This is a genomic window from Clostridiales bacterium (assembly GCA_015243575.1).
In the GTDB taxonomy this organism is placed as follows: Bacteria; Bacillota; Clostridia; order Peptostreptococcales; family Anaerovoracaceae; genus Anoxybacterium; species Anoxybacterium hadale.
In genome coordinates this window covers 3,882,875-3,905,362 of the sequence record CP042469.1, presented here as the reverse complement: position 1 = coordinate 3,905,362, position 22,488 = coordinate 3,882,875, and the positions used below count along the sequence as shown (strand labels likewise).

26 protein-coding genes are annotated in these 22,488 nt (G+C 44.6%); 1 reads left to right on the top strand and 25 read right to left on the bottom strand.

Annotated elements, in window-relative coordinates; all coding sequences use genetic code 11:
* Window positions 1–56: 56 nt before the first annotated feature.
* From FRZ06_17165 to FRZ06_17155, 3 genes are read right to left on the bottom strand one after another with little or no spacing between them, the layout of a single operon-like run.
* A complete protein-coding gene (locus tag FRZ06_17165; GenBank protein ID QOX64952.1) occupies window positions 57–2,438 on the bottom strand; it encodes an FtsX-like permease family protein in 2,382 nt (793 codons plus the stop codon).
* Window positions 2,432–3,133, bottom strand: coding sequence for an ABC transporter ATP-binding protein (locus FRZ06_17160; protein ID QOX64951.1), 702 nt, complete (start codon window positions 3,131–3,133; stop codon window positions 2,432–2,434). Before FRZ06_17160 ends, FRZ06_17165 begins: the two co-directional genes overlap by 7 nt.
* Before the next feature lie 28 nt (window positions 3,134–3,161).
* A complete protein-coding gene (locus tag FRZ06_17155) occupies window positions 3,162–3,788 on the bottom strand; it encodes a TetR/AcrR family transcriptional regulator (GenBank protein ID QOX64950.1) in 627 nt (208 codons plus the stop codon).
* Window positions 3,789–4,214: 426 nt separating this feature from the next.
* Here FRZ06_17155 and FRZ06_17150 point away from each other — a divergent pair, with 426 nt between their 5' ends.
* Complete coding sequence (locus FRZ06_17150) at window positions 4,215–4,973, top strand: SDR family oxidoreductase (GenBank protein QOX64949.1); 759 nt, start codon at window positions 4,215–4,217, stop codon at window positions 4,971–4,973.
* A gap of 173 nt (window positions 4,974–5,146) precedes the next feature.
* On the opposite strand, the gene FRZ06_17145 is transcribed toward FRZ06_17150, so the two are convergent.
* The 22 genes from FRZ06_17145 to FRZ06_17040 form a co-directional block, all read right to left on the bottom strand.
* Entirely contained in the window at window positions 5,147–5,515 is a 369-nt protein-coding gene (locus FRZ06_17145; protein ID QOX64948.1) for an ACT domain-containing protein, read from the bottom strand.
* 315 nt (window positions 5,516–5,830) lie between these two features.
* Window positions 5,831–7,711 (bottom strand): spore coat protein CotH, encoded by a 1,881-nt coding sequence (locus FRZ06_17140; protein ID QOX64947.1) that lies wholly within the window; start codon window positions 7,709–7,711, stop codon window positions 5,831–5,833.
* The gene (locus FRZ06_17135) at window positions 7,671–8,357 is read right to left on the bottom strand and encodes a DUF4956 domain-containing protein (GenBank protein QOX64946.1); all 687 of its coding nucleotides are present in this window, start codon (window positions 8,355–8,357) and stop codon (window positions 7,671–7,673) included. Before FRZ06_17135 ends, FRZ06_17140 begins: the two co-directional genes overlap by 41 nt.
* A gap of 73 nt (window positions 8,358–8,430) precedes the next feature.
* Window positions 8,431–9,126: a polyphosphate polymerase domain-containing protein gene (locus FRZ06_17130; protein QOX65992.1), complete on the bottom strand. Its 696-nt coding sequence runs from the start codon at window positions 9,124–9,126 to the stop codon at window positions 8,431–8,433.
* A 228-nt stretch (window positions 9,127–9,354) separates the two neighbouring features.
* Complete coding sequence (locus tag FRZ06_17125) at window positions 9,355–10,014, bottom strand: hypothetical protein (GenBank protein ID QOX64945.1); 660 nt, start codon at window positions 10,012–10,014, stop codon at window positions 9,355–9,357.
* A gap of 254 nt (window positions 10,015–10,268) precedes the next feature.
* Window positions 10,269–10,652: a hypothetical protein gene (locus tag FRZ06_17120; GenBank protein ID QOX64944.1), complete on the bottom strand. Its 384-nt coding sequence runs from the start codon at window positions 10,650–10,652 to the stop codon at window positions 10,269–10,271.
* A gap of 76 nt (window positions 10,653–10,728) precedes the next feature.
* Window positions 10,729–11,325 (bottom strand): hypothetical protein, encoded by a 597-nt coding sequence (locus tag FRZ06_17115; protein QOX64943.1) that lies wholly within the window; start codon window positions 11,323–11,325, stop codon window positions 10,729–10,731.
* Between the two features lie 137 nt (window positions 11,326–11,462).
* Window positions 11,463–11,843, bottom strand: coding sequence for a RidA family protein (locus FRZ06_17110; GenBank protein QOX64942.1), 381 nt, complete (start codon window positions 11,841–11,843; stop codon window positions 11,463–11,465).
* Window positions 11,844–11,917: 74 nt separating this feature from the next.
* Entirely contained in the window at window positions 11,918–12,439 is a 522-nt protein-coding gene (locus FRZ06_17105) for a YcxB family protein (GenBank protein ID QOX64941.1), read from the bottom strand.
* Window positions 12,436–13,119 carry a hypothetical protein gene (locus FRZ06_17100; GenBank protein QOX64940.1) on the bottom strand — a complete coding sequence of 228 codons (684 nt, stop codon included), beginning with the start codon at window positions 13,117–13,119 and terminating at the stop codon, window positions 12,436–12,438. The genes FRZ06_17105 and FRZ06_17100 overlap by 4 nt, the downstream gene beginning before the upstream one ends.
* A complete protein-coding gene (locus FRZ06_17095; protein QOX64939.1) occupies window positions 13,052–13,402 on the bottom strand; it encodes a GIY-YIG nuclease family protein in 351 nt (116 codons plus the stop codon). Before FRZ06_17095 ends, FRZ06_17100 begins: the two co-directional genes overlap by 68 nt.
* Window positions 13,399–13,950, bottom strand: a complete 552-nt coding sequence (locus FRZ06_17090; protein ID QOX64938.1) for a GNAT family N-acetyltransferase — start codon at window positions 13,948–13,950, stop codon at window positions 13,399–13,401. The genes FRZ06_17095 and FRZ06_17090 overlap by 4 nt, the downstream gene beginning before the upstream one ends.
* A gap of 31 nt (window positions 13,951–13,981) precedes the next feature.
* Window positions 13,982–14,344, bottom strand: coding sequence for an MmcQ/YjbR family DNA-binding protein (locus FRZ06_17085; protein QOX65991.1), 363 nt, complete (start codon window positions 14,342–14,344; stop codon window positions 13,982–13,984).
* Between the two features lie 186 nt (window positions 14,345–14,530).
* Window positions 14,531–16,495, bottom strand: a complete 1,965-nt coding sequence (locus FRZ06_17080) for an LTA synthase family protein (GenBank protein QOX64937.1) — start codon at window positions 16,493–16,495, stop codon at window positions 14,531–14,533.
* Window positions 16,496–16,577: 82 nt separating this feature from the next.
* Window positions 16,578–17,450, bottom strand: a complete 873-nt coding sequence (rsmA, locus tag FRZ06_17075) for a 16S rRNA (adenine(1518)-N(6)/adenine(1519)-N(6))-dimethyltransferase RsmA (protein QOX64936.1) — start codon at window positions 17,448–17,450, stop codon at window positions 16,578–16,580.
* A gap of 11 nt (window positions 17,451–17,461) precedes the next feature.
* Window positions 17,462–18,004: a ribonuclease M5 gene (gene rnmV, locus FRZ06_17070; protein ID QOX64935.1), complete on the bottom strand. Its 543-nt coding sequence runs from the start codon at window positions 18,002–18,004 to the stop codon at window positions 17,462–17,464.
* Between the two features lie 8 nt (window positions 18,005–18,012).
* Entirely contained in the window at window positions 18,013–18,477 is a 465-nt protein-coding gene (locus FRZ06_17065; GenBank protein ID QOX64934.1) for a hypothetical protein, read from the bottom strand.
* Between the two features lie 4 nt (window positions 18,478–18,481).
* Window positions 18,482–18,784 carry a hypothetical protein gene (locus tag FRZ06_17060; protein QOX64933.1) on the bottom strand — a complete coding sequence of 101 codons (303 nt, stop codon included), beginning with the start codon at window positions 18,782–18,784 and terminating at the stop codon, window positions 18,482–18,484.
* Window positions 18,781–19,041, bottom strand: a complete 261-nt coding sequence (gene yabP, locus FRZ06_17055) for a sporulation protein YabP (GenBank protein ID QOX64932.1) — start codon at window positions 19,039–19,041, stop codon at window positions 18,781–18,783. The genes FRZ06_17060 and yabP overlap by 4 nt, the downstream gene beginning before the upstream one ends.
* Before the next feature lie 84 nt (window positions 19,042–19,125).
* Complete coding sequence (locus FRZ06_17050; protein QOX64931.1) at window positions 19,126–20,955, bottom strand: cell wall metabolism sensor histidine kinase WalK; 1,830 nt, start codon at window positions 20,953–20,955, stop codon at window positions 19,126–19,128.
* 5 nt (window positions 20,956–20,960) lie between these two features.
* Window positions 20,961–21,659: a response regulator transcription factor gene (locus FRZ06_17045; GenBank protein QOX64930.1), complete on the bottom strand. Its 699-nt coding sequence runs from the start codon at window positions 21,657–21,659 to the stop codon at window positions 20,961–20,963.
* 211 nt (window positions 21,660–21,870) lie between these two features.
* Complete coding sequence (locus tag FRZ06_17040) at window positions 21,871–22,143, bottom strand: metal-binding protein (GenBank protein ID QOX65990.1); 273 nt, start codon at window positions 22,141–22,143, stop codon at window positions 21,871–21,873.
* Window positions 22,144–22,488 lie beyond the last annotated feature (345 nt).

The following is a 22,488-nucleotide window of genomic DNA, read 5'->3' as shown; positions in this document are numbered from 1 at the left end:
TTCCTTTGCTTTTATAAGCTGTGGTTCTTTATTTTAAATTTCGTTTAATTCTACTGTTACGATTCTCTGTTTTTTAACGCCTGTAAGAAGTCCAGCCGCTGGATCTTTCGATAGGTTGCAAGCTGAGCCAGAATTACAAATACTGCAGTATAGACAGCGGCCATGATCATAGCTTCTCCATTCGGTGACATATCGATGCTGTAGAGCTTTGTACTGAAGGCAGCAGAACTGTATTCAGACATTAATATGCCGACGGGGATTCCAAAAATAATTCCTAAGATCGCTATCATATTATTCTCCTTCAGAATCATGAAAAAGACTTCCCGCTTTCCAAAGCCCAAAACCCGTAGTGAGGAAAGTTCCATCTCCCGTTCTCCCAGGCTGACCACGGTAGCATTGTAAACAATACAAAATCCCAACACACCGGAAAAGACTACCATGGAACCGATAGAGAGCACCATCATGGTCATGTATTTGTCATATACCGCACGAATGTCGGCAATAGACATAATGGAAGCAATATTGGATGCAGGCAATAATTTTTTGTTGATGTCAGGATCCTGTGAGTCTGCATAAACGCCGTTGATCACATTCTTCTCCAAAAGCTGCTGCCCCATGGTTTCCAGATCCATATACGCATTCATGCCAAGGGTCTGCTTGATGATGCCCTTGATTGGAAGATAAACATCCTGCCTGTTTGGAAGATAGCTTTTTACTCTTACCAGATCTCCTACACCTACTCCAAGAAGCCTCGACAAATTTTGAGAAATCAGCATCCCGCGCTCCGGCAGCTCGATCTCTCGCCCTTTTACGTCATGAAAGGTGAAGAACATCGTGTCGGAAGAAATTCCAATCACACTTACCGCCTGTTTTTTATTTCCATTGGACAGTTCAAAAGGATATTCCAGCTTGCCCTCGATGATTTCCGCATCAATGAGAGCCTCCATATCCCTCACTGCTGCCTTTGGAACCGGAGCAGCAAAATTGATATTATAATCCATCCGCTGAAACTCTTTAAAATGTTCATTCATCATTTGATCAATGACACCCGGCATACTTGTCGTAAACAGCATCATCGCATAAGTCACGGTGACGCCTGCCAGCACAAAAACGGTTCTTTTTTTATTTCGAAATATATTTTTTGTAATTAATTTGTTGCTAAAACTCAGCCGTTTCCAAAGGAAGGGATACCTCTCCAGCAAGATTCTTTTTCCGGTTTTCGGAGCTTCTGCCCGCATGGCATCTGCCGGAGCAATCTTCATCACACCTTTGGCTCCGATGAGCCCGGAGAAGGCACAAAAGGCAGAAGACAGGATGATGGCGTACACTAGGTAAGAGTAGTAAAACTCGATGCGCAGCAGCGGGATGTGGAAATATCCCAGATACATCCGGGTCATCCCCCCTGCCATCAGCATACCAAGCAACGATCCCCCGAGTCCGCCGGAAACACCTGCTGCAAGTGCATACTTTACATAGTGAAAAAGGATTTGCCTGTCTCGATAACCGATGGCCTTGAGCACACCTATTTTTATTCGATCCCGTTTTACAAGCCGGGACAGCATCATCATCAAAATCAAGCCAGCCACAAGAAGAAACAGGATCGGTATTGAATTTGCCATGGAGTCCAGCTGCGTCAGTTCCTGGCCGATGATGGCATTGCTGAACTGGTCCTTCTGCTTGATGGTCTGCTTGACTCCGTAAACATCCAGTTGGTCTTCCAGCTTTTTAATGAGCCCTTCTTCATCCACATTTGCTTCATACCGAATTAAAATCTCATTGTAGCTGCCCGGAAGCCCGGCTGCCTCCTGCCCAAACTGCTCAGAGACATAGCCAACTCCAAAATGTTCTTCATCAGGCATCACCGCCTGACTGTTTTCCATCAGATAAATGTACTCCGGATTGGCCACAATGCCGCACACTTCAAGCGTACGCTGTACACCAGAGATCTGCAGCTTTAATTCATCACCAATTTTAAGGTTACGCGCATTTGCAAACTGCTCGATGATTAAAATTTCTTTCCCTGTACCGGACAGCTTTTTTCCTTCCAGCAGGGTGGATTTGCTTAGATCATCTGCTTCCTCTCTGTCCGTTATCAGTCGGAGGCGAACTCGTTCATCCAGATTATCTGTAATGACAGGAACATCTACGGAGGTTCTCCCCATAGCCTTTTCGACGCCAGCCATCCGCTGAAGTGCCTTCAACTCCTGAGCAGGCACGGCGGCGGTCTGCAAGGTCAGATCGGCAAAGCGGTTCTCCCTATAATACGTCTCAACCGTATGATTCATATTTACGGAGGTCATATTCAAAGAAGTATAGATGGCGATACCCAAAATGATTATAGTCAACACCGCCGCAAACTGCCCCTTGGAACGTGAGATCATACGCAGCAGCATGAGATCCAGCTTCGAAACCCGAGTCTTTTTTCTGTTCGTTACCATTTGATTTCCTCAACAGCCATAGGGTTTTCATTGACTCTGTCATCTATGATTCTGCCGCTTCGCATTTTGATAACCCTGTCAGCCATATATGCAATATCGGAATTATGAGTAATCACTATCACGGTCTTACCCATCTCACGATTCACCTTCCGAAGCAAGGCTAATATGGTAATCCCTGTATTATAATCCAGTGCTCCGGTCGGTTCGTCACAGAGCAGGATATCGGGATTTTTTGCCACTGCTCTGGCAATGGAAACCCGCTGCTGCTCCCCTCCGCTCATCTGGGCAGGGAAATGATCCTTTCTTTCGTCTAAACCAACGGCCTCGAGTACTTGTTCTACCGGTAAGGGCTTCCGGGAAATTTCCGTGGCCAACTCAATATTTTCCTCTGCAGTGAGGTTTGCCATGATATTATAAAACTGAAATACAAAGCCTACCTTATCTCGCCTATATTGCGTGAGCTGCCGCTCGGAGTAACCTGTGATTTCCTCATCATAAAGAAACACCTTACCCGTGGTAGGCTGATCCATGCCGCCTATGATGTTCAGCAGCGTACTTTTCCCGGAACCGCTGGGTCCCAAAATAACAACGAATTCTCCTTCTTTAATTGTAAAGGAGGCCTCCTGCAACGCTTTAACTTCAATTTCACCCATCAGATAACTCTTAGAAATATGTTCGGCTCTAATCACGTTCATACTAGATCACCCCTTCCATTTAAAACCTTTAAAACTGGCTTTGATCGGCCCCTAGCCCATGCCATATAAAATCAATCAGCTGGTTGAAATTTGCAATCATCTGATCGAAATCAAGCTCTTCTCTTTTAATATCAAAAATTTCATCATAATGGTATAGCAAGTAGGTAAGCATCCTCTTAATATAGGCTGGCGACAAGCCTTCCCGCAAATCACCGCGACTCATTGCCTTTTCTATTAGGCTGTCATAATAGCTCTCCGTAGTATTGTCAAGCATGTCCATTACCGCATCGTATATTTTATTTCCCTTTTCTTTGAGAAACATCATACCCAGCAAGTAATATTTGGGCTTCTCAATGGCAAATTCGATGCCGAATCTGGCTTGAAGCTTTAAGGTCTCGAAGATATTCATATCGTCATCATGAACGTAGTCCTTCAGCCTTCTCTCCAGGAACTCCATTTTTGCATCCACAGTTCCCTGGATCAAAGATAAGTAAAGAGCCTGTTTATCCGCAAAATGATAATAAAAGGTTCCCTTGCTGATTCCTGCATTTTTGATGATATTGTTCAGGGATGCCTCACCGTAGCTGTACTCTATGAATTCTGTAAGTGCTGCATCAAGCAGCTCTTGTTTCCGATCAAAGGATTTCTCTTTCATTTGCTTTCACTCCGATTGTTTCTACTACCCATAGCGGAAAATAGACCACCCAGTCTAAACCACCCGGTCTAATTAATATAATACAAAACCGTGGGAGTGTCAAGCGACTCCAGTTTTTCTTTACGAGCCCGATTTTCATCTCTATTTTCATTTGAATGACCATGTTTTTATCGTTAATTAAAAGATAATCCAGAAAGGGCAGAAGCTCCTGCCTTTTTATATTTTTTTCTCATCGCTTTAAAATATAATCGTATCACAACCCTTGAATTGCAAGGGAGATTAGATCATCCCGCTTCTTTTCCTATTAATCCGGTGGGGATTTTTATGATAAATAAAAAACTATGGTTGCAGCCCGAAAAAACCTGTGATAAGATTGTAAAAATTTTTCTCTTGTTATTCTGATTGAATTTAAAGGAGGTTTGTGAAATGAAGCTTCAAAATAAAGTTGCGGTTGTTACGGGAGCCGGTTCCGGCATAGGTAAGGCAATTTCTGTCCTGTATGCCCGGGAGGGTGCGAAGGTTATCGTTTCCGATATTGATCTGATTCACGCTGAAGAAGTGGTTGAGGAAATATCCTTTTCCGGCGGTACAGCAGTTGCAATTAAAGCAGATGTTACCAGAGAAGAAGACGTGCAGAATCTTATTGATACTGCCGTTCATAAATATGGCACGCTGGATATTCTGGTCAACAACGCAGGTGTCATGGATAATTTCGTCCCCGCGGGAGCCGTAACAGATGATCTGTGGGAAAAGGTATTCCAAATCAATGTAACCGGTGCGATGAGAACCATCCGGAAGGTTCTGCCGATCTTTACGGAAAAAGGAGCTGGTGTGATTGTCAATATCGCTTCTTCCGGCGGTTTGCTGGGTTCAAGAGCCGGTGCGGCTTATACCGCTTCCAAGCATGCCGTTGTCGGCCTTACAAAAAATGTCGGTTTCCAGTATGCACAGTCGGGAATCCGCTGTAATGCCGTTGCTCCCGGTTCAGTAAACACCAATATCGGAAACACTCTGTTCACACCCCACAGTTTTGGGATGGAACGGGCAATGGCGGGCATGAGCTTAAGTCCCCGCTCCGGCGACCCAGATGAAATTGCCAAGGTCGCATTGTTTCTCGCCTCTGACGATTCCAGCTTTGTAAACGGCACCGTGATTACAGCCGACGCAGGTTGGACTGCATACTAATTTCAGCTGACAGCCCAAGCAGATCAATTCAGCAACGGGACGTTATAACAGCATTACAACGCCGCAGCGGCGAGTCCTATAAGGATACAAAAGGGCGCTTCGTGTAGATTGTTCTTACCCCAATCAGCACCAAGCGCCTTAATTACTTTTCCTTTTTATTTTTCTTTGTTTCTCTACAAAATTACTTCAAAGCCGTTTCTCTCAAGGATCCTTGCTGCCTCTTCCAACCGCTCTTTTTTTACCAAAATGTAATCGGTATTGAAGGTTGAAACAGCAAAGATACTGATTCCGCTGTCTGCCAGAATTGATGACAATTTGGATAAAATGCCGACGAGTGAAAAGTCCAGTATACCCTGTACCCGAAATGCCTTCCATCCTTCCTCAGCAGCGATGCATTCCTGAGGAACCGAATCGGTGCTACAGACGAGAGACAATTCCTCGTCCGTTTTTCCTACAAAAACATACTCTTTCGAGAAATCCACAGCCTGAATATCTTTGATTTGGCAGACAGAAAAGTCCGCATCGATGATTTTTAACTCCATTGAAACTGCTCCTTGTTCTATTGAGGCGGCAAAACTTTGCCCATTCACTAGGGTGGCGTCTCCAAACTGACCTTGTCTGATTCCTTGATTGCTACCCCTAGTATAATCCACACCAAATAACCTTACGCTTCGCTTGCCTCTTTTCCCGATAGCACTATTCCCCAAGCCTCGGCGTAGCCACTGCTATGCCTGCGTTTGTGAAACAGCACTCCCGGAAAAATATTCTGCGCCAATCATTAAGGTATTTAATGTGGCCTATACTAGTCATTATATACCCAGACTTTTATGTTTGCAACCTCACTGCCTGTCATTCCATCAGTTTTCGGCTGGTGTGGACTGATTTTCGTCGGGGCCTCCTTGGGACAGACCTCCCTGATTTTCGCCGGGGCCTCCTCCACCTCCTCCTTGAGATCCCATGGTTGACATGGTGATTCCTGTGGCGTCGATGAGCTGACTGGAATCGGTTGATTGGCCTTCAGAAGTAGCTGGGATTGTTCCTTCCAGCTGTCCCTTTATGCTCTCCGCTCTCAATTTCCCAAACTCTCTTAACGTATCAACTGCTGCCTGATACTGGTCGTAGGTATAGAATGCGGAGACGTCGTTTTTCACGTGATCACTGATCAATGCATCTAGGCGGTTGATCGTTTCCTCAAAATGACCACTTCCGAAATATCCCTCAACTAAATTTTGAAGATAACTGTGATACAGCTCTGTGTATTCCTCGTTTTCAAAGAGGATATTCAAAAGAGGGCGTTCTTCCAGCGAAATGCCCGAAACTGGTGTATCAATCGGGAAGTTTACGACCGCGTCCGCCGTGCCTCCCTGGAAGGCTCCAAATGAAAGGTTGAAATCCCATGGAAGGATCGAAAGCTTACCGTCTTTTTCATACAGATAATAATTATGCTTCAGGCTGCTGACATAGCTATCCAGATTCACCAGTGCCGTGTTTGCTGCAAAATATCGGGCTACTTCATCCACATCGATGTATTGTTCCAGATCCTCTCCCACTGAAAGTGCCTTCAACGCTTTGATAACTCTTTGTTTATCCGTATCGCTAACCTTGGATACGGCATTGTCAAAGATTTTGGAGTAACTATCAATCTCATCATCGGTATAAACGAGATCTGTTCCTCCGCTTGAACCGCCTGATCCGCCTCCGAAACCGCCCCCCGGACCGCCGCCGAACACGCCTCCTTGTCCGCCGCCAAAGCCACCTTCTGGTCTACCGCCTCTGAAGCCGCCATCCGCATCTTCATCAGTCGCCGTCGCCTCACCTTCTTGCGCGCTTCCTGCTTCTCCCTGCCTATTGTTCATCATATTCTGCGACGGCTGTTTTTCATTCTGATTCTCATCTTGCCCCATCTGGCCTTGCGTTCCATCTTGGTTCTGCTCGCCATTTGGGCGCTGGCCTTGTCCTCCATCTTGGTTCTGCTCCCCATTTGGGCGCTGACCTTGTCCTCCATCTTGGTTCTGCTCCCCATTTGGGCGCTGACCTTGTCCGCCGCCCATTTCTACGCTCTCCGGTTTATAAAGAATACCAAAGTCTGATCCAAAGTTTCTTTGGGCAAATTCATCTTCTACCGCTTCGATAGCAAGATAGAATCCCCAAGCCTCCCCGTTGAGTGAAAGATCCGCAAAGGCGTAGAGGGGTGTGCTGACACCCAGATAGTTCATCATATCGTATGACAAATACTCCTTCATGTAGGTAGCATCCGCCTGCATGTTATTGACTACAAATTTGCTCAGCCCATGGTAGGTCTGACCGTCTACATATTCATCCATCTTGATTTTAAAGCTGTAGCGATCGGTTGTATCATCTCTTGCGATGGTTTGCAGGCTGGAATTTCCTTTGGGTCTTATGCCTACGGAATAATAGGTCTCGCCGTTGATGGTAATGTCACAGGAGATATACTCTTCATTTAGTGCGTTTTCCAGCATCTCACTCCATTCATCCGGATCCGCAGAAATATCGATGGTGATCACCTCATCTTCCGGGAACAGCAGCCGTGCATATTCGGGTGCTGCTGTCTGGGCCTGGATTTTAATCAAATCGGGATTCCAGACAAATATACCGGTAAAGACTAAGGCTGCGGCCACCAGGCCAATAATAATTCTATTGATGTATCTATTTTCTATCATGAGAACACCTCCTTCCCTATGAGAGGTACTCTCCGTTATAGCTGACCAACACCGCATTGCTGACGCCTTCAACAGCCGATATTTTGTTGATGAACTCGGTAGACATTTCTTTTAATCGTATTTCCAGGGTAAGCTCAATCCCTCTTGCGGATACAGATTTGGATTTGACCAAATGCTTGCGGACACTGCTTTTAACCGTGTCAGTCACAGCCTTCTCCGCCGCATCATCAGCACAGTGAGCAACAAGAATATACGCATTGTCGCTTGGCTTTCTATTAGCAAAGATCATTAGGATGATTCCTATGAAAAGCGAACCGAAAAATGCCAGCGGAATCATTCCCGCTCCCAGAACGATGCCCACCGCAATGGACCAGAATAAATATACAATGTCCATGGGATCTTTAACTGCAGCCCGGAATCTGACAATTGACAGAGCACCGACCATACCTAAGGAAAGTACCACATTGGAACTAATGGCCAAAATGATCAAAGTCGTGATGAGAGACATGCCGATTAGGGACACCCCAAATCCCGAAGAATACATTACTCCGCTGAACGTCTTCTTATATACAAAGAAGATAAACAAGCCCAGAACAAAGGCAAGCCCAAGAGCAATTGCCGTATCTGCCGCTGAAAAGGCTGTTACCTTCTCCACAAAGCTTGATTTAAAAATATCATTAAAAGTCATAATTTTTCTCCTCATTTTTCTCCGGCATCATCAAGCAGGTCACACACTTGTAACGCCTTATTATAGAATCGTAACGAATTGACCCAGGTCATCCAAACAACCGGCTCAGCGCATACTTGGAACAAGCTGCTGCTCTTCTATTGTTCAGCTGAATCGCATTGCGAATGATATCCGGTAGGAATTCGTCATATTTTACCTCCAGGACGATCATGTCTCCCACACCGCTTCGGATGGTTGGCAGCTCACGGTTAAAGAAATCCTTGGAATGGAGCCCAGTTCTGATGTCACTGTCAATGGTCACTCTCACATTTCCCGGTTCATAAAGGTAAGGCTCCCGGATGTAATCCACAACGGTTTTGGGCCTAAGCAGCTGATACTGCATCTTCGCATAAAGCTCAAGAACCAGCGGGTGCTTTGAACTACGCATCCATTCCGTCTGACCTTCAATCATTTTTTCGCACTCCTCTCTTGTAAGGGGTGCGGATAGCTTGTTCCCAAGATTGTTCACTTTAGACTTTTTCTCCAGCTTCACGCAGTCAAACGCATCATTGTAGTAGCGCAGTCGAAATTTCTCCCGAGGATTGATTCCATTTAATTTTTCCCGCAGCGCTTTGTCATCAGGAGTATCAAAGTACAGGCTTCGTATGTTATAGTACCCCTTTTCCCCTGCGTGGCAGTCAAGATCGGTAACGGCCAGAAGTCTTTGGCGGATTTGATAATAATCATTAATATTGATATAGTGCTTTAATTCATGCCTGAACTTGACGGGCGATTCTTTCGTAATCACAGGCTCATCTCCTTTCTTCTTCTCTTTCTTTTTACCTAATCCTGTCGCTCTCTTTTTTCATCCGAATGCTTAGGGAATGATATTCCCTGCAATACACAATAAAAAAAAGAGTACGACAGCACATTACGTTAATAAGTGCTATTGTACTCTTCTTTTGTGACAGGTTTTTGAGCAGCTTTTGATCCCTATAAGAATTACTGCATTGTTTTCAAACGTATTTTTTGACTAGCCCCAGTTGCAAACCTGATTAATTCGTTCTGTGGTTCTTTTCAGCGACAACTCTCTGAGCATATCTAAATTCTTTTTCTTCATGGCAGCCTTCGTTAACCTGCCTTTTTTCTCTATGGAAAAAAACTTGCCTTCCTGATATCTTCGAATCAGCTCTTCCGGCTCAAGATCGATGAGCTCCACCCGCTCAGCACAATCAAAAATAAAATCAGGAATCTGTTCTCCACTTTGTATCTGAAGCGCCTCCGCTACGGTTTTATTCAGACTTTCTATTTGCTGCGCGTTGACGGTTGTATATACGTTAATTCCCGCTGACAGCATCTCTTCAATATCCTGAAACCTTTTGTCATGCTTTGTCCCCGGCGCATTGACATGCGCCATTTCATCCACAAGAATAATCTGAGGTTTTCTGAACAAGGCTCCCTCCAGATTGAATTCTGTCAGCATCCCCTTGCTGCTTGCAACCAACTTGAATGGTAGAATCTCAAGGCCCTCGGTAAGCTCTATCGTCTCAGCTCCCGAATTTGGGTTTATGTATCCGATCATCACGTCGATTCCTCTTCTCAGCTCTTGATGCGCGTCTTTCAGCATTCTGTAGGTTTTCCCCACTCCGGACGAATACCCGAAGTAGATCTTCAATTTCCCTCTTTTTATCATTTTCAATCCCCTCGTCTGAATCACCCGGTTTTTTCATAATTTTCCGGGTTCCCCTTTTAGTCATTTTTTTATTAGTTTCCTCCATTGATTACAGGATACCTCAAATTCTATTTCAGCTGCGTCCTTTTTTTACTTCAATTTTCGACAGGAATCCATGAAAAAAGACTCCGAAACCCAGCTATATATAGCGTATGCCCGGAATCCATTCGACAGTTTTCCTCAATATGTAGACATTCTTGATTGATTATTCCTGCCTACCGAAGGGATAAATTCAGAAAGTATCCCACAAGTCCCCACGAGAGATAGGAGAACGGAAGTAGATGCGCCCCCATTCCAAAGGGCAGGGAGGCCACGTTGAAAATGGGACTGAAAAACCATTGTGCTCCGATGAGTGCAAATAAAATCATTGGGATAAAATAAACCCATTTGTTCTTTGCTTTTGTAAACCTGGGATTTGCAGTTCCCCCCAATGTGATTCCAATCAGAAAATACACGGCATACATTGCAACAAAGGATAGAAATCCCAGTTGTCCCGTACTGCTGCTAAATTGATCCAGCTGATTATTCAGCCATGAGCCCGCTGCCATCAACACCAGAATAATCAGTGTTCTGCCAATTAATTTCATTGAGTTAGACATTACTTTACCACCTTATCTGCAGTATTTTAATCCTCCCGACCAGTACTTTATCACACTATGACCATTCTCTGATCACCTATGACCAGCCTTGTGAGCTAGCCCCTTTGGCCACAGTCAAATATTGAATGATTCCGTCAGCCAAATAATCTCCCATTTGAAGGGCATGAAACAAAAGCCTGTCGAAAACATCAAGCTCCCGTTCAAAATCTCCGGCCTTTAAAGCATACGCTTCCTCTACCAACGTCTGACAGTACGTATTCTGCAAATTCCTCCACTGGTCTTCATCCCAAAAGGGATTGATCCTTGCGTAGTATGCGGAGATGTCATTTCCGTTCTGGCAAAGCTGCTGTGCACTGTATTCAGCAGCTGCCAGATCATTCTGGATCAACGCATTTACCAAAGATTGCAGATGCACAACATAGAGGGAAAGGAGCGTAACAAGCTCTTCTCCCAGAGGAATTCCGAAGATCAGCTCCGCTTTTGCTTTGAATTTCAGTGGAAGTCCATACAGCTTCCTCGCCACCGCCTCGCTGTTTCCATAGCCGGAAAAGGAGGAAACCATGTAGGATTGAGACAAGTATGCAAGCTGTGTCATTAACAACCGCATATCATCTCTTAAATTCATATATCCGTAAGATATGATTGGCACCTGCTGATAACGAGTCATTTCCATAGGCGAAGCATCTCCTTCATTCAAACACTGGGGTTTTCGTAAGAATCAGCGGTGGCGGCTCCCTCAAAAAAGGATGCCGCGGGCTGTCTCTATATTGTATGCGGTGCTTCATCTCGATGCCAACAAAATCCGAAAGCTTACACGTACGCGATGGTCTCGATCTCAACCAGAACATCCTTGGGCAGACGTGCAACCTCCACCGCAGAGCGGGAAGGATAGGACCCTTCGGTAAAATATTTGGCGTAGATTGAGTTCATGGCTGCAAAGTCATTCATGTCTTTAATAAAAACGGTGGTTTTCAGCACCTTGTCAAGAGAGCTTCCCGCCTCTTCAAGGATAGCTTTCACATTTTTCAGGACCTGTTCCGTCTGATCTTCAATGGTGGTTCCTACGACGGTACCCGTTTCCGGATCCAGCGGAACCTGACCGGAAGTAAAGAGCAGATTTCCAAAAATATTGCCCTGCGAATAGGGCCCAATGGCTGCCGGTGCGGCTTTTGTTGAAACAATTTTTCTCATAGAATCCTCCTATTTATATGAAAATAATGATGCGGCTCAATTTACAAAGGCATACTGCCTGATCAATTGGGCAACTAACGTTTGTAATATCGTTTTACCATTTTTTCTTGAATCAGTTCACGAAGAAAATCCATCTCCTCCGAGCGAAAATACCGCTTAGGCAGAATAATTGCCTGCATGGTATTGAGATATAGGTAAACGTATTTTTTCGTCTCATAGGCACAGTAAAAAAGCTCCCATTGATAGGAACCAGAACTGTTTTCCTTCCCGCCTTCTTCCTGAAGACCCGAATCGGAAATGGTTATGGTTCTCTCACTTCCAACCACCAGATGATCAGAGCGAAGGAATTTTTTCACGCTGGCTTCAAAGACAAAATACTGAAAAACGATCAAACCCAAAAAAGCAATGCATACATAGTAATACCAGTCTGCTACCTCAGCAGCCCCAGTCATTTTCCCAAGTATTGCTCCTCCGGAGCATATTGCTGCCAAAATTTGAAATAGCAGAAATCCCCGCTTTTTTTGATACGTATTAAAAAAGGTCAGTGATTTAAAATCCTGAGCTGTCATGCTGATCTTGATTGTAATCTCTTTCATGAAACTTCCTTTCCGTGAATGCTTGTATTGCTATGATGGATTAATAGAATAAACAGAATCAGTGCAATCAATGCAAGGGCACCGAACAGCATAACCAGAATCTCTCCAAAGGGAACTCCTACCAGAACCAGCAGCAGCGCAGCCATTAGACCGATCTCAGAAGCCATCATCAATTTCCATCGCTCATCACAAAGTCCTGCCAGCGTCTGATCCCCAACGGCAGACAGCAGATTCTTCAGTCCCATGCAGATGTAATACGCAAAAAAAATGCTGCAAGCAAATCCCATCAAGAGGAACACCATGGCCAGCAAAGGCACAGAGCCGAAGATCCCCGCGCTAAAGAGCACAGAAGCAGTACTTTCTCCAAAAGCACCCGCTGAACCGACAGAATCCGTTGCAGGAGCCTGATAGACATTAATCAGCGATAGCACCAGCAGGATCAAAGCAAATTTCTTTGCATTTTCAAAATGACTGTCATACACCGTAACTCTCCCAAGTCCTATGATTGCCATGATATATCCGATGGGATCCGGAACGATGTCAAAACCCTGGATTCGAACATTGATTGCAGTGAGAATCAATCCCCAGAAAACAAGTTTTAAACCGCTCATATCATATCGATGGGCTCTCTTTCTTTGCACCTCTTCGTTTATGGTTTCTCCGTTTTGCATCTCTTGCATCAAGAACCTCTCTTTCCCCGTTGATCAGCCTGAATTTATCTGCTCTCACCAGGTTTTTAATCTGGTGCTCTCTTCTTAAAGCCGTACTTTTGTCTTCGCAGCATTCGCTGTAAAGAAGCCTTACAGGGCCTCGCCCCCTTGTATATTTCGCACCTCCACCGCAGTTGTGAGAAGCCATTCTAGCATCCAGATCTGTCGTCCACCCCGTATAAAGGGTTCCGTCAGCGCACTCCACGATATACACAAAGTCTCCTTTTTTCGCTTCTTCAGCGTTTTTGCTCATGGATTCACCTTCGCAAGGGCTTCAAATTCCTCTTTCAGCATCGAGTAACAATTGACATCCCGAACGGTTCCGTCATAGATCTTATAGGCATTTCTAAGTGTGCCCTCAAACGTAAAACCGCACTTTTCAATGACCCTCCCGGAGCGCTCATTCAGTGGGCTCCGATAAATAGCGATCATCGGAATATCCATTTCTAAAAATGCATGCTGAATCACAGCTTTGGCCGCCTCTGTCATGATACCCTTGCCCCAATAACCCTCATGCATTGCATAACCCAGCTCCCTGCAGTTTATCCCCGGCCGCCTGGCATCGCTCTCATAGCCGATGGAACCGATGACCTTGCCAGTCTCCTTATGTACAATGGCCCAGCTGTCGTACTTGTCAATGAACAAGGACTGCATGATTTCTAGAGATTCCACCTTGCTCTCATGAGGCTTCCAGCCGCCGTGGGGTCCAACGTTAGGGTTTTTCGCATAATCATACAAATCATCAACATCCTCAATGGACCAGTCTCTGAGCAATAGACGCTCTGTTTCTATGGTTTTCATGATTGTCTCATCTCCTCAATCTGTTGTCTGTTTATCTAGGTTCTCGGATCTCCTGCTGTACCTTCTTGCTCAGCGAATTCAGCAGGACTTCATAAGATTGGTCAAGCATATCCCGAACCACATCATCAGGCACATCGCCCTCCAGATACAGGGAATTCCAGTGTTCTTTATTCATATAGTAACCGGGAACAATATCTTTGTAAGTATCTCGCAGCAGCTGACCGTCCATAGGTGCTAGCTTCATGGTAAAAATGGCGGTTCCATACTTATCGCCGCCCTGCATGCCGAACATTTTCCCTCGGATCATATACCTTGTGGCTTCCCACTCCGGTTTATAATCCTTTTCGACGCCCGGCTTTTTCAGCAAATATTCATCGATCCAAGAATAGTTCATCATGTACCTCCTAATATTTATCCTTTGAGCTGTCGCACAAAGGCAGCGCAAGATCTACGGAACCTCTCCGCAAGCCGCGCTGCCTGTTTCGCAGTCCCTTTTATTTTAGTGCCCAAGCCTACCGTCCTTATGCAGTGAAGCTCACCGAGCATACTTTATTCTGTGGTACTCAGGGTCCTATCAGTCTTATTCTGTGGTGCTCAGGATCTCGTTATTCTTTTCCACCTGGCTGACCTTCATTTTTGAGACATCTTCCGGCTTAACCTCTTCCAGTAATCCAAGGACGCTGGGATCCAGGAAAATTGTGTCCAGGACTTTATCTCCAATAGTAATTTTACTGAACGGTGTGAAATTTTGTCCCTTGATGTATAATTTTTTACCGACCTCGACCACTCGATCCACCTTGATCTCCTTAACGCCCATCTTCATATCGGTTGTCGCAAAGGGGTTAATGCCTCCGTAGATGTACTCCTTGCCATAAAGCATATCGTACTGCAGTGCTTTCAGATTTGACAGATACATGGGATCTTCCTTGTGCTGCTGATGAAACTTTGTAAGCACACCATCATGAATCCCAATTTGGTTCAGTACTTCTGCACTGAGCTGATATGAGTATAGATTCTTATCCTCTTTTTTTAGTCCGAAATTATCCCAGATGACATACTCCGTTTGGTAAACGGTTTTATTCACCAGATCACTGTCTTTGATGTTCAAGCTTGGCAAATGATCTCCGTACATCACCAATACAGTGTCTTCATCGAAAGCCTTAAGGGCCTCAGTAAGTGCTCCAATAAATTCATCCATTTCATGAATCTGCTGCACATAATATTCAAACGCATAGGCATCACTTTCCGCCTGAATTCCGGACATTGTGATCTTCGGCTCAATGAGCCTCATGTCAGGATACTGTCCATGTCCTTGAACAGATATGGTATACACTAGGTCTTCGCTCACCGTCGATTTCAATGCGGCTAGAATCTCATCTGTGAGAACCCGATCCTTGGCCCAATTCTTCGGTGTCTTAGTAACATTATTCATGTATTCAAGAGAAGTAAACGTATCAAAGCCCATATTGGGGAATACCTTGTTTCTTCCGTAGAAAGCTCCTCTATGGTTGTGAATTGCATGGGTGCCGTAGCCAATTCGTTTCAAATCATAAGCAATGCTTTCACAGGTCTTATCCTTCAGTACCGATTTATAGGGGTACTCACCCGGACCGAAAAATCTCACACGCATTCCCGACAGGACCTCAAACTCTGTGTTGGCAGTACCCGCACCGATAGAAGGAACCGTAAGGAATCCTGTAGAATAGTTTTCCTTGAGCTTTCGGAAATTCGGAACCGGATCCTCCGAAAAGGATAGAGCTTCCATCAGCGTGGGATCAAAGAAGGATTCCAGCTGCAGCATAATGACATTCGGCCTTCTCTCTTCCCCTCCCGCAGATACGGGAATCGTATTCAGTTCCTCAAGCTCTTCTTCGGTAAAAATTCCTTTAATTGCAGCTTCTGAATATCCGTTTGGGGATGAAATTCCGGTATTGAGCCAAGTATTCACAAAGCAATATGGAAATCCATAATCCCTGTATGCATATCCCAGGTTTCCGAAATAGGTTGATACCCAATTCTGATTGATCGCTAGGCTTGTTGATCCATACATGGCAAGGCCAAGAAGCAGTACTCCCAGAACACTTTTTTTATAATTAATCTTCTGCTTATGCTTTGGCATAAAGAAGAAAACAAGAGTCAGTGCGAGGACGACCAGTAGTGCCGCCACACCGACCAGGACCATCTGGAACGTATTTAGGTAATTGGGTATAATCGACATCACTGACTCCAGGAGGGCCAGATCTGTTACGGTAAACGGCGTCGTTCTGTAGCTGAGAATCACACCGTTTGTGATTCCGATGGACAGCCAGAAGATCGATACCATCACATATACAAAAATTCGCCTCTTTACCAGGTATGCAATGGAAAAGGTAAAGAAGATCAAAAATGTGTTGTACAGGAAGGTCATGGGAGAGTCTGTGATAAAATCAAAACACAGCAGCACAGATCTCCGGCTTACGGCTTCAATTATGAAATTGATCATAAACGACAGCACAACACAAAGTGTAATCGAGTTATGCAAATATTTATTAAAAAAAGCTTTCATGAGTATGCTATTTCCTCCAGGTTTGTTATCTTGGGAAAGACTGTGCGTGCGCAATGCGTGTTTCCCATACGCTTTCTTTCGGTTATCTCTCTGCTCGAATGGTATTTGCTAAAGCGGCAAACTCCTCCAGGCTCAGGGTTTCAGCCCTTCTAACAGGATCGATCCCGGCGGTAGCCATAACCACTGCAACCTCATCCTTCGTCAGCCCGTAAATACCGGTTAGAGAGTTTAGGAGCGTTTTTCTTCTTTGACCGAATCCAGCCTTGACCACAGCGAAAAAGGTTTCTTCACTGGACAAAATCACCGGTTTCTCCTTACGTACGTCCAGCCTGATCACAGTGGAATCCACCTTGGGCTGCGGGACGAAAATTTCTTTTGGCGCACTCGCCACATGGGCAACGGTGCAATAGTATTGCACGGCAACGGATAGAGCCCCGTAGGTCTTTGAACCTGGCTGCGCTTTGATCCGGTCCGCTACTTCTTTCTGAAGCATGATGGTGATGCTGTCGGCCTTTACCCGATCCTCCAGTATCTTCATAATAATCGGTGTCGTGATATAATAAGGAAGATTCCCTATAATTCTGACGCTTTCTCTTTTTTGACCATTGATCTGCTCGTTTTGTTCCAGTAAGGAAGCAAAATCAATTTTTAGCACGTCATTGTTTATAATTTCAATATTGTCATAATCGTCAAGCGTTTCCCTTAGTATGGGAATCAGATTTCTGTCAATCTCAATGGCGATTACTTTTCCTGCTGCCTCGGCAGCAGCAGCGGTAAGAACCCCGATACCGGGGCCGATCTCGATAACCAGATCTTCTTTTCCAATCATTGATTTTTCTATGATTTTGTCAATGATATTTTTATCTGTCAAAAAATTTTGGCCAAGGCTCTTCGAAAAATGAAAGCCGTGTTTTTTCCTAACTTCACTGATTGTAGTAGGTGAATATAATTTCATGCTCTTCCCCATTATCCTCTTTTGTCTATTTGCTGTACCGCTTCAAAAAGTTCGCTGCGCATAACCCCGTATTGATTCAATCGATTTAGAAACACCTTAGCGTTTCCATAGCCGATGCCAAGCAGTTTTCCCAGTCGATCCCTGCGCTGCGCACTCCCGGAAGTGCCCACGAGTTCAAGTTCAAATAAATCCGTCTGGGTAAATTCGAAGCGTTTCTCTGAAGTAGATGGCCTGACCTTTTCCAGCGCTGCTCTAATATGCTCCGGTGCGGCATTTTCAATCCCGATGTCCCCATCCTTTAAGGCTTCCTCCCTTGGTAAAAAGGCATGCTTTCCATCAGGAAAACGTGAGGAAAGTCTTTTCCGGATTTGATCTCCGGCAAAATCGGGATCGGTAAAAATAATAATTCCTCTGTCGGAATATGCCTTTTCTATCAAATCAAATGTCTTCTTGCTGATTCCATAACCGTGTGTAGCGATGGTTTCCGCTTCCACTGCCCGCTTGACAGCAGCTTCATCGTCCCTGCCCTCTACCACAATGATCTCTTTTATCATGAAAACTCCTATTCGGGTATAATTCCGCCTTTGTCCTTCTTTGCATCCTTGTCTGGCAGCACATATAAGATTTCTCCCGGGCGTATCATCCTCAGCTGCTGTCTCGCTTGCTGCTCGATGTACTCCGGGCTGTTGACCTGTGAATAAATTTTTTCCAGCTTGTCCTTCTGATCTAGAAGCGCTTGATGTTCCTTAATTGTTTTGGCTTCCAAGAGCTTGAGGCTGATAATATTAAACGCTGAGACACCGATAAGGCAAAGGATAAACAGGAAAATGAAAAAATACACCATTCTGCGACGGGCTTTTTTCCCTGCCTGGCGTTCCGTTACAACCTGTTTTGTTTTTTGCGCCTTGCCCCTTTTCTCCGCAGCATCCTTCCGCTTCTTTTTTCGTTCCCGTCTTGCATCTTCAATGTCAATAACCTGACTGCTATTCTTATATTCTCTGCTGCGGCGCTTCTTTCTCTTCAACATAAGATCACCTGTTGTTTATTGTAGCACAAAAAAATTTTTTCCACAAGACAGCCCCTGCTCCAAATGCTAGCAAAGCATGAAAACTAAGCCTTCCAAAGCTGCTGTAATAAAGAAAAGAGCAAGTCAAAAGCGCGGCAAACAGCCAGAACAAGACATCCTGAATAAAAGACGTCTTTTTGCTCGGCTGAAATTTAATTTTTAGTTTTAAATACAAATCATGGAAGATCATGATCGTCATCCCGGCGGCAAGCATGATGACGAATTCAAAGGACTGATCCAGAATCAGCGGATTCATTCCTATGATCATTTGAGAATTTTTTTCAGGAATCCCTTATCCTGCCGGTCTTTTTTCTCAGTATAAACAGCGGAGCCGATAGACCCGGTAATCAAAACTCTGCCCTCTTCAAGATCAAGCTTCTGGATATGAAGCTTCTCTCCTCTGATAATCAGGCCGCCGTTCTTCAAACTCAGCAGGATGATCTCCTCGTTGAAGCTTTCCACATCCGCAACTTCTGTAACGGAAACTCTTTCTCTGTTGTCTATATTCACTACATGTGTATCCATAAAAAACACCCCTTTTCAATATATGAAAAGGAGTGTCCATGTATTCGTCTAACATTCCAGATCCCATTAAAATAATCCACGCGTTTACACGATATCCTTAATACCTCTGGCATGAGAGAGGGGCAAGGTCACCGTGACTTTGGCGCCGCGTCCTTCCTTACTCTCAATTTCAATGGTTCCCTTGTGTTCCTCTACAATCTGCTTGGAGATGGCTAAACCGAGTCCGGTTCCTCCCATCGCCCTTGACCGGGCCTTATCCACTCGGAAGAAACGTTCGAACACCCGCGACAATTCTTTCTCCGGAATACCGATCCCGTTGTCAGTTACAATAATCTGGGCCCATCGATCCTTCCGAAGCGCATCAATGTCGATTCGCCCGCCTTCCTGCGTATACTTGATTGCATTGCTAAGTACGTTGAGCAGTACCTGCTCAATTCCATCTCTGTCGATGACCGCCATAATTTTCTGGCTTTCGTCAAAGATGCAGTTCATATGCTGGTTCTTATTTTTTGCGGTAATTTCAACCTTGGTCACCACTGATTTCAGAAGACTGATGAGATTGCTCTCCTTCTTGTTCCATTTCTCTTGCTTATATTCCATCCTGGAAAGCTGTAGAAGCTCTTTGACCAAACGGTTCATACGATCAGCTTCTGCATCTATGATGCCCAGGAATTGAGTTTCCGTCTCTTTATCATCCACGTGGCCATCCAAAAGTGTCTCCGTATAGCTTTTGATCGTTGTCAGCGGTGTCTTCAATTCGTGGGAGACATTTGCCACAAAATCTGTCTGCATGTTTTCCAGCTTCTGGCGTTCCGTAATATCCTGCAAAATCATGATAATGCCCACATCCTGAGCATTTTCATCCTTGAATCGGTCATATCGCACCGCAAAGGTAGAGCCGCCATAGAAGAATATGTCTGAGTTGCCGCCGTCTTTGCTGTTTTCCCGAAGTTTATCAAACATCAGTCCTTCGTTATAATTCCTGATGATATCATCATAATAGCGGTTCTCCATATCGTCGGCTGTAATGCTGAGCATTGCCATCGCCGCAGGGTTTGCATGAATAATATGACCAGACAGGTCTACGGCGATGAGCCCGTCCGCCATGTATTTCAAAATGGTTTCCAGTTTGCTTTTTTCATTGGATATTTCGGAGAGTGTGAGATTGAGCTGCTGCCTGAGCAAGTTAAACATTTCGGCGAGCCGTCCGATTTCATCATCTGATTTGACGCTGACCTCTTGGCTGAAGTCTCCTTTGGCCATTTTTTCGGCTTTTTCTGTCACATCATTGATGGGAACAGTAATGCTTCTAGCGATAAAAAAACCAAGGACAACGGTGATCAACAGCGCGATCGCCATCGCTTGAACGAAGATAAGCTTTGATTTATTGATGGTATCATAAACGCTGGTCATATCCTCGCGTATATAAAGAACCCCTTTAATCGCATCTTCTTCACCGATTGGAAAGACGAGACTTTTTACCGGTGTTTCTTTTTTTAAAGACTCGATCACTTCGTCCTTTTCATCGATCTTTCCGGAGAGTCCGCTCACAATCAGATCTTGATTCAGAAACCCCACCGCACTTTTCAAAATTAAGTTTTCATTGTTGGAGGCAATGATCGTAAGCTCGTCATCTATGACGAAGATTTCCTGCTGAACACGCCGCCCCCAGTTGTCAATATTAATCTGAATCTCTGCCTGATGACTGGCAAGATCCCCATATTCCTGAAGAGACGTACGCAGCATACTTTCCTCAACCATACGGGTAATGTTGTAACTAATTGAGCCTTTATAATAAGCCTCTAGCTGACTCATAATAAAAACACCGATGATTGTCGTTGCGATAAAAACAAGAAGAAAGTAGATAAAAACAATCTTCCATCTAATGCTGGACCATCTCTTTTTTCCGATCATAACCCTTACGGCCTCCTGAAATAGTACCCAATACCTCTTTTTGTCATGATGTATTTGGGATCGCTGGAATCATCCTCAAGCTTTTCCCGCAGTCGGCGCACCGTTACATCAACGGTCCTGATATCTCCATAATATTCGTAACCCCAGACTTCTTCAAGAAGCTGTTCTCTGGAAAACACCTTATTTTCCCGTTCCGCCAGGTACTTAAGCAGTTCGAATTCCCGCAGTGTCAGTTCAAGAGCTTTTCCGTGTTTCCTGACTTCATATCGATTCAAATCAATTGCCAGACTGCCGAAGTCCTGAATATTGGAAGGCACATCCTGCAAGCTCGCCATAAGATCCGTTCTTCTGATATTGGCCTTGATTCTTGCAATAAGTTCCCTCATGCCAAAGGGTTTTGTGATATAATCATCTGCTCCCAGTTCCAGTCCCAGAACCTTATCTACCTCTTCTTCCTTTGCAGTGAGCATCAAAATAGGAACGGAACAGGTTTCTCTGACTTTTTTGCAGACCTGAAATCCGTCCATTAGCGGAAGCATTACATCAAGAAGGATTAAGTCAGGCTGCCGCGCAAGTGCCTTTTCAAGACCTTCCTGCCCGTCGTATGCCGTATCCACCTCAAAGCCTTCCTTCACCAAGTTAAATTTTATAATATCTGATATGGATTTTTCATCTTCGATAATCAGCACTTTTTTAGCGTCCATAGCCATCCTCCCCAATCGTTTTGGAAAACAGTACTATGCAAGTATAACAAATATTTTCCTTTACGTCAAAAAACCATTTTCTGTTATTCAAAAATAGCAGTAAAACAGCACTTATATCCTCATCTTATTATGAATCCGGAGCTTTTTATTACTCTGGTAATATATCACTTCCGTTTTTTTATTATAAAATTTTAAAATCTGTGGGACTTGCTTAGTCAGAGACCCTACCGTCAGGTTTCGATGCTTCTGCAATTTCTGCAAATCTACCAGTAATGTACCCGTAATTCTGCTTTCTGTGTGGTACGGTACAGCCGCTGCAGTCCTTGATGTTTCCGATGTAACGAAACCTTCCTCCACATCGGTCCTTTAGCGCATACAGCGGGCAGTAGCAAAACAGACAGTTAAACGCTTTCTCATCAATTCCCTTGTGACATGGAAAATATTCACACTGGGAATTGGTAAAAAAGCTATAGCATTTATCCATCCATGGCTCCATGTCCTGAAGGCAGTAATAGGGAGAACTGTCTCCCATGGAAACCCAGACGCAATCATCCTGCGGAAAGCGTTTCCGAAACAGAAGCTTTGGCATAAAAATTCTGATCGTCGTCCTCTTTTCTCCGAGGAGCAATTTTCCTTCCTTGTCCGGTTTCAGACGAAATTCTTCGATCTCTCGTTCTAAATCGGAGATTCCTGTTTTATCTGCAAATCCCGATACAAATTCTCCAGTTGTCATAACTATCACATTTTCTGGATTGGTAAATTGGCTAATATTCATATTCTCATCCTTTTTAATTCTATAGAAAGATTGCTGGTACGCGTTCGATCCGTC